The organism is Modestobacter sp. VKM Ac-2982 (assembly GCF_026967935.1).
Classification (GTDB): domain Bacteria; phylum Actinomycetota; class Actinomycetes; order Mycobacteriales; family Geodermatophilaceae; genus Modestobacter.
The window spans coordinates 668496-675232 of record NZ_JAPVBL010000003.1 but is presented as its reverse complement, the minus strand read 5'-3'; the positions used below and the strand labels follow the sequence as shown (position 1 = coordinate 675232).

The window sequence follows — 6737 nt, the reverse complement described above, 5'->3', positions numbered from 1 at the left end:
GCTGAGCGGGGCTTCGCGACGCCGAAGACCCCGCTCAGCGCACAACCCCGGTCAGTGCCGCAGCGATCGTGGCGATCAGCCGCGGCGGGTCCTTCAGGTCCGCGGCGGTCACGAAGACCACCCTCCAACCGGCCGCCTGCAACCGGTTCAGCCGCGCACGGTCGCGTGCGAACTGCCCGGGTTCGGCATGCCACAGACCGTCGTACTCGACCGCTACCCGCTGCACTGGCCAACCGAAGTCGACCCGCGCCACGAAGCGGCCCTCGTGCACCACCCGCAGCTGGGCGACCGGCGCCGGCAGCCCGCCGCGGACGATGACCAGCCGCAGCCGGGTCTCCTGTGGCGACTCGGCCAACCCGTCCGCGAGCGCACACGCCTGCCGCGCGCGACGGGAACCGGCACCGGTGGCGCGTCCCGCCAGCTCCCGGACCAGGGGCAGCGAAGCGAGCCCACCGCTGGTCAGCTGGTCGACGGCGATGACGGCGTCGTCCAGGGGCAGTGAACGGGCCAGCGCCACTGCAGTCGCCTCCGGCACGGTGACCCGGACTCCCCGACGGAGGCAGACATCCCCGTCGTCCAGCAACGCCCGCCGGACTCGGAGGCCGGGCAACCGCACCGGATGGGCGCCCGGCGGCAGCGTGATCTCGACGTCGTCGGTCGCGGCAGCCAGGTCGACGCCCCAGAGCACCGCGGCGCTGCGACCGGTCACCACCCCGCCCGGCCGGAGCACGGCCGCAGCGGCGTGCGCGCGGAGGGCGTGGTTCACCGGCAGGCTCGCCTCGACGTAGACGTCGTGGAACAGCGCCCGCCACGTGGGCCCGCGGAGTTCGTCCGGCGTCAGCCACCCGCGCCGCAACGCCACAGATCCGCGGAACACCCGGCCACGCAGTTCATCCGGGATGCGGGGTGCGCGGGCCACCGGAGCACCGTCCCCGAGACGAGCACCCGCCCGCTGACGCCGTCCACAGGCAGCAGCGGCGGTTGTGCGCTCACCGGGGTGACGGGCTGGGTCTGACCCCGGTCAGCGCACAACGGCGGGGAGGTCAGGGGGTCTTGGCGGCCACCACGGCGTCGTAGACGGTCCTGCGGGGCAGGCCGGTTCGGGCCACGACCGTGCGGATCGCCTCCTTGCGGTCGGCGCCGGCGGCCTCCTCGACGGCGACCTCGGCGGCCAGTTCGGACGGCGTCAGGGTGGCCGGGCCGGCGATCGCGCCGGCGACCACCAGGGTGATCTCGCCGCGCACCCCCTCGGCAGCCCACTCGGCCAGCGACGCCAGCGAGCCGCGGCGGACCTCCTCGTGGGTCTTGGTCAGCTCCCGGCAGACCGCGGCGGGCCGGTCGGCGCCGAGGGTCCCGGCCGCGTCGGTCAGGGCGTCGGCCAGCCGGTGCGGCGACTCGTAGAACACCATCGTGCGCGGCTCGGCCGCCAGCGCCGCGAGCGCCGACCGACGCTCCCCGCCCTTGCGCGGCAGGAACCCCTCGAAGGTGAACCGGTCGCAGGGCAGCCCGGAGACGGCCAGCGCCGTGACGACGGCGGACGGCCCGGGCACCGAGGTCACCTCGATGCCCGCCTCGATCGCCGCCCGCACCAGCGTGTAGCCGGGGTCGGACACCGAGGGCATGCCGGCGTCGGTGATCAGCAGCACGGTGCGGCCCTCGGTCATCGCCGCGACCAGCCCGGGCAGCCGTGACCGCTCGACCGTCTCGTGGAAGGTGACCACCTTGCCGGTGAGGGTGACCTCGAGGTCCTTGGCCAGCCGGTGCAGCCGCCGGGTGTCCTCGACCGCCAGGACGTCGGCGTCGGCCATCGCCTGGCGCAGCCGCGGGCCGACGTCGCCGGGTTGTCCCAGCGGCGCGCCGCCCAGCACGAGTCGTCCGGTCATGCGGCCGAGCCTGTCACGCCGGCCCGCCCAGCTCCGCCACATACCCTGGCCGGCATGGCGGTGCTGGTCCCGGAACGCACGGAGTCAGCGGTCCAGGCACCTGCTCCCCGCCGGTTCCCGCCGCTCCCCCCGCGCCGACGGCAGGGCACCCCGCGGTTGCCGACCGACCGGGTGCTGGCCGCGGTGCTCACCGCCGTCCTGGGCCTGGCGACCCTGGCGGCCCGGCTCTGGGACATCGGCTACCCGACCGAGCTGGTGTTCGACGAGGCGTACTACCCGCCCGAGGGAGCTGAGCTGCTGGAGCTCGGCTACGAGTACAACCGCGGCTACACCTTCATCGTCCACCCCCCGCTGGGCAAGTGGCTGATCGCTGCGGGCGAGCAGCTGTTCGGGTACGGGCCCCTGGGCTGGCGGGTGCCGAGTGCGGTGGCCGGGACGGTGGCGGTCGTCGTCCTCACCCGGCTGACGCGCCGGCTGACCGGCTCCACGCTGCTCGGCCTGCTGGCCGGCCTGCTCCTGGCGGTGGACGGCTTCTCCTTCACCCTGGGCCGGATCGGCCTGCTGGACGTCTTCCTGCAGGCCTTCGTCGTCAGCGCGGTCGCCTGCCTGGTGGTCGACCGGGACCGGGTGCGGCAGCGGGTCCGGGACGGCGCTGATCAGGTGACCGCGGCCGGGTTCCGGCTCGGCCCGCGGGGCTGGCGGATCGCCGCCGGGGTGCTGTTCGGCTGCGCCTGCGCGGTGAAGTGGAGCGGGGTCTGGTTCCTCGCCGCCTTCGCGGTGCTCTCGCTCTTCTGGGACCGGGCGGCCTGGCGGGAGGCGGGGGTCCCCCGGCCCACCTGGACGGCGCTGCGCCGCGGCCTGCCCGGGGCGACCTGGGCGCTCGCCGTCGTCCCGGTGCTGACCTACCTGGCCTCGTTCACCGGCTGGTTCCGCGGGGAGAACGCCCAGGGCCGGCACTGGGCGTCGGAGAACCCGGACACCTCGTTCGGCTTCGTGCCCGATGCGCTGCGGTCGCTCTGGCACATGCACGGGGAGTGGCTGGAGTTCCACAGCGGGCTGTCCAGCCCGCACCCGTGGGAGTCCGGGCCGTGGTCGTGGCTGGTGAGCGGGCGACCGATCCTGCTGTGGAACCCGCAGGGGCTCACCGACGCCGCGGGTGACCAGGTGGTCCGGTACATGCTCATGCTGGGCACGCCGACGCTGTGGTTCCTCTTCGTCCCGGCGCTGCTGTGGCTGGTCTGGCGGATCGTCGCCCGCCGCGACCCGGCAGCCGTGGTCGCCGCGACCGCGATCGCGGCCGGCTGGGGCACCTGGTTCATCAACCTGGACCGGACGATGTTCCTCTTCTACATGGCCCCGGCGCTGCCGTTCTTCGTGCTGGCGGTCGTGCTCGTCCTGCAGGACGTGCTGGGCCCGACGGGCGCCTCTGCGCTGCGCCGCCAGGTGGGGCTGGGCGTCGTCTGCCTCTACGTGGCGGTGGTCGTGCTGACGTTCGTCTTCTTCCACCCGGTGCTCACCGGGCAACCGCTGTCGCAGGCGGAGTGGCTGCAGCGGATGTGGTTCCCCTCCTGGTTCTGACCACTGGGGTCAGTGCTCCGGGTCGGTGACCGGGGAGGCGAGCCGGAACCTGCGGAAACGCGTCAGGCCGGGCCCTGGTGGGCCCGGCCTGACCGGGGTGGAGCTGAGGGGAATTGAACCCCTGACCCCCTCGATGCGAACGAGGTGCGCTACCGGACTGCGCCACAGCCCCTCGGACGGAGAGCTTACCGTCCGGTTCCTCCGGCGCTGCACGGGGGCAGCGCCGGAGGTCCTCCCTCAGCCGTTGACGACGCGCTTCGGGGCGTAGACGTCGATGTCGGCGAAGCCGATGTCGTCGTCGTCCAGCCCGACCACGGCGCTGTGCTGCCAGCCGGCCGGGGCCGGCGTGCGGGCCGCGACCACCCGGCCGGGGCGCAGCGGGTGCACCGGGGCCAGCGGCAGGCTCGGGTGCACCGGGCCGGTCTCGGCCGCCACCGGGGCCGGCGCGGGCGCCGGGTCGGCAGCCGCGGGGCGCGGCTGCGCCGGGCGGGCGTGCGGCGCCCGCATCGGCGGACGCTGGGCGGCCCGGGCCGCACGGCGGGCGGCGGTCCGCCGCTCCCGCTTGGCCGCGGCAGCGGTCACCATGAGGTAACCGACGACGGCGAGGTCCAGCAGCACCTGCGGAGCCCACAGCCACGACCGGTAGGCCAGCGCACCGACCAGCGCCAGCACGGCCAGGGCGACGAGCCCGGCCAGCGTGCGGCGACGCCGCGCGTGCACGTCGACCTGCAGCTCACCGCTGCTGCGCAGCTGTGCGCGGTCGATGCTCACCCGCTCGGTCTCGGCGTGGACCACCGGGTCCACCGGCCGCCGTCGTTGCAGGGTCCGCCCTGAGTTGGCTGCACCGTTCGCCGCGTGTGTGTCGCCCCGGGTGACCACCATCGGCACCAGGACCACGAACCACAGCACGACGAGAGCGGCCAGCAGTACGCCCGATCCCATCTCGAACACCCCGATCCATCCCTGGCCCAGCGGAACGACCCCATCCCTGGGGCCACACGAGTCACATCCGTCACTCGGGAGTCAAGGTAAGGGCGGGCACTGCCGATACCCGGGACATCTCCCGGTGTGTCGGCGCGTCGCCGGCAGATCGACGTGTCGGCGTCCCCACCCGGCGGCTCAGCGCGGTGTGCGGGCGCGCCAGCGGGCCAGCACCCCGCCGGGTGCCTCCCCGGCCAGCAGGGCGTAACCGAGGTGGTCCCGCCAGGCCCCGTCGATGTCCAGGTAGTCCCGGAAGAGCCCTTCCTGCCGGAACCCCAGCCGCTCGACCAGCCGCCGGCTCGGCCGGTTCTCCGGCCGGATGTCGGCCTGCAGCCGGTGCAGCCCCACCGGCCCGAAGGCGTGGTCGCAGACCAGCGCCACCGCGAGCGAGGCCGCTCCCCGCCCGGCCACGGCCTGGTCGACCCAGTAGCCCAGGCTCCCGGAGCGCAGCGCCCCGCGGACGACGTTGTCCACGGTCACCTGGCCGGCCAGCCGCCCCTCGTACCGGACGGCGAAGGGCAGCGACGTCCCGACCCGGGCCCGCCGGGACGCCGCCCGGCGCATCGCCCGGTAGGCCGCCGGCGTGTGCCGCTCGGACCAGCTCAACCCGGTCGAGGGCTCCCAGGGCAGCAACCAGGACTCGTTCTCGGTGCGCAGCCGGGACCACTCCCGGGCGTCCTCGCGGCGCAGCGGGTGCAGCTCGACCGGCCCCCACGCCAGCCGCGCCGGCCAGCCCGGGTGCGGTGCCGGGTCCAGCTCAGCCCCCGAGCAGCATCGGCATGACCGTCACCAGCCCGCCGGCGGAGACCTCGGTGACGTCCTCGTCGACCACGATCAGGCAGTTGGCGCGGGCCATCCGGGCGAGCATGGCCTGGTCGCCGTCCCCGATCGGCTCGACGACGTAGCCGCCGTCCGGGTGGCGCATCACCTGGCCGTGCAGGTACTGCCGGTACCCCAGCGGCGAGAGCAGCTGCTGGGCGGAGACCGCCTGCACGGTGCGCCGGAAGAGCTGGCGCTTGCCGAGCATCAGCCGGATCGCCGGACGGACGAACACCTCGAAGGCCACCAGGGCGGCGACCGGCTCACCGGGGACGCAGATCACCGGGACGGCGTCGGGGCCGAGCTTGCCGAAGGCGTGCACCGGGCCGGGGTGCATGGCGACTTGGGTGAAGGTCAGCCCACCCAGCTCGTCCAGCGCCTCCTGGAGCAGGTCGTGACCGCCGTTGGCGAAGGTGCCGGCGACCAGGACGACGTCGCTGCGGAGCATCTGGCCCTCCAGCAGCTCGACCATCCGCCGCCGGTCGTTGGGCATGATCCCCGCGCGGTAGGCCTCGGCGCCGGCGTCCCGCGCCGCGGCGGCCAGCGCGTAGCTGTTCACGTCGACCTGCTGGCCGGGGCCGGCCACCGCGCCGACGTCGACGAGCTCGTTCCCAGCGCACAGCACCGTGATCCGCGGGCGCGGGCGCACCGCCACGCGCTCCCGCCCGACGGCGGCCAGCAGGCTGATCTGGGCCGGCCCGATCGGGGTGCCGATCTCGACCGCGGTGTCTCCGGTCGCGACGTCGTCGCCGATCCGGCGGACGTAGCTGCCCGGCGCGAGCGCGGCGAAGACCTGCACCCGGGCGACGCCCTGGTCGGTCCAGGCGGCCGGGACGACGACGTCGGCGCCGGCCGGCAGCATCGCGCCCACGGCGACCTTCTGCGCGAGGCCGGCGCTGATCGTGGCCTGCTCCGCCGCACCGGCGGCCGTCTCACCGACGACGGCGAGGTCGACGGGCTGCTCCACGGTCGCGGTGGCGATGTCCTCCGAGCGGACCGCGTACCCGTCGAGGCCGGCCTGGTCGAACGCGGGCAACGACCGCTGGCTGGTCACGAGCTCGGCGCAGAGCAGGCCCTGGGCGTCGAGGACGGCGAGCTCGATCGGGTCCGGCTGCGGGACGGCGCCGAGGATCTCGTCCAGGTGGTGCTCGACCGGGCGCAGCCGGACCCCGGACACGTCGACCGAGCCGGTGTCGGCCATCGGGTCCGGTGCCCGGTCGCCGGTGGCGATCGCCGGGGAGGGCACCCGGTCGGAGGAGAACACCGATCGGTCGACCTGCACGGTGTCGTGGGTGACCACCGGCGCCGGACCGGAGAGCAGCTGGTTGTCCCGTGGAGACGGGACCAGCCCGCCGCTCGCCAGGTCCAGCTGCGTCGTGTCCCGACCTCCGCCGGACATCCACCCGCGTGTGCTGTCGTCGCTCATCCCCACCACCGTCGTCCCCCGTCATCGGGCCTTCCCCGTGGCCGGGTCGC

Annotated in this window: 6 protein-coding genes and 1 tRNA gene; 1 reads left to right on the top strand and 6 read right to left on the bottom strand. The window is 74.9% G+C overall.

The window, feature by feature from the left end:
- Positions 1-34: 34 nt before the first annotated feature.
- Positions 35-919 carry an endonuclease domain-containing protein gene (locus O2W20_RS13865; protein WP_269172045.1) on the bottom strand — a complete coding sequence of 295 codons (885 nt, stop codon included), beginning with the start codon at positions 917-919 and terminating at the stop codon, positions 35-37.
- Positions 920-1043: 124 nt separating this feature from the next.
- Positions 1044-1883, bottom strand: coding sequence for a 16S rRNA (cytidine(1402)-2'-O)-methyltransferase (gene rsmI / locus O2W20_RS13860; RefSeq protein ID WP_269172046.1), 840 nt, complete (start codon positions 1881-1883; stop codon positions 1044-1046).
- 54 nt (positions 1884-1937) lie between these two features.
- On the opposite strand from rsmI, the gene O2W20_RS13855 reads away from it, so the two are divergent.
- A complete protein-coding gene (locus tag O2W20_RS13855; protein ID WP_269172047.1) occupies positions 1938-3461 on the top strand; it encodes a dolichyl-phosphate-mannose--protein mannosyltransferase in 1524 nt (507 codons plus the stop codon).
- Between the two features lie 98 nt (positions 3462-3559).
- On the opposite strand, the gene O2W20_RS13850 is transcribed toward O2W20_RS13855, so the two are convergent.
- From O2W20_RS13850 to glp, 4 genes are all read right to left on the bottom strand, one after another.
- A tRNA-Ala gene (locus tag O2W20_RS13850) sits at positions 3560-3633 on the bottom strand.
- A 65-nt stretch (positions 3634-3698) separates the two neighbouring features.
- On the bottom strand, positions 3699-4403 hold the full coding sequence (sepX, locus tag O2W20_RS13845) for a divisome protein SepX/GlpR (RefSeq protein WP_269172048.1): 705 nt from the start codon (positions 4401-4403) through the stop codon (positions 3699-3701).
- A 177-nt stretch (positions 4404-4580) separates the two neighbouring features.
- A complete protein-coding gene (locus tag O2W20_RS13840) occupies positions 4581-5132 on the bottom strand; it encodes a GNAT family N-acetyltransferase (protein WP_269185509.1) in 552 nt (183 codons plus the stop codon).
- A 67-nt stretch (positions 5133-5199) separates the two neighbouring features.
- The gene (glp, locus tag O2W20_RS13835) at positions 5200-6687 is read right to left on the bottom strand and encodes a molybdotransferase-like divisome protein Glp (protein ID WP_269172049.1); all 1488 of its coding nucleotides are present in this window, start codon (positions 6685-6687) and stop codon (positions 5200-5202) included.
- Between the last annotated feature and the right edge of the window lie 50 nt (positions 6688-6737).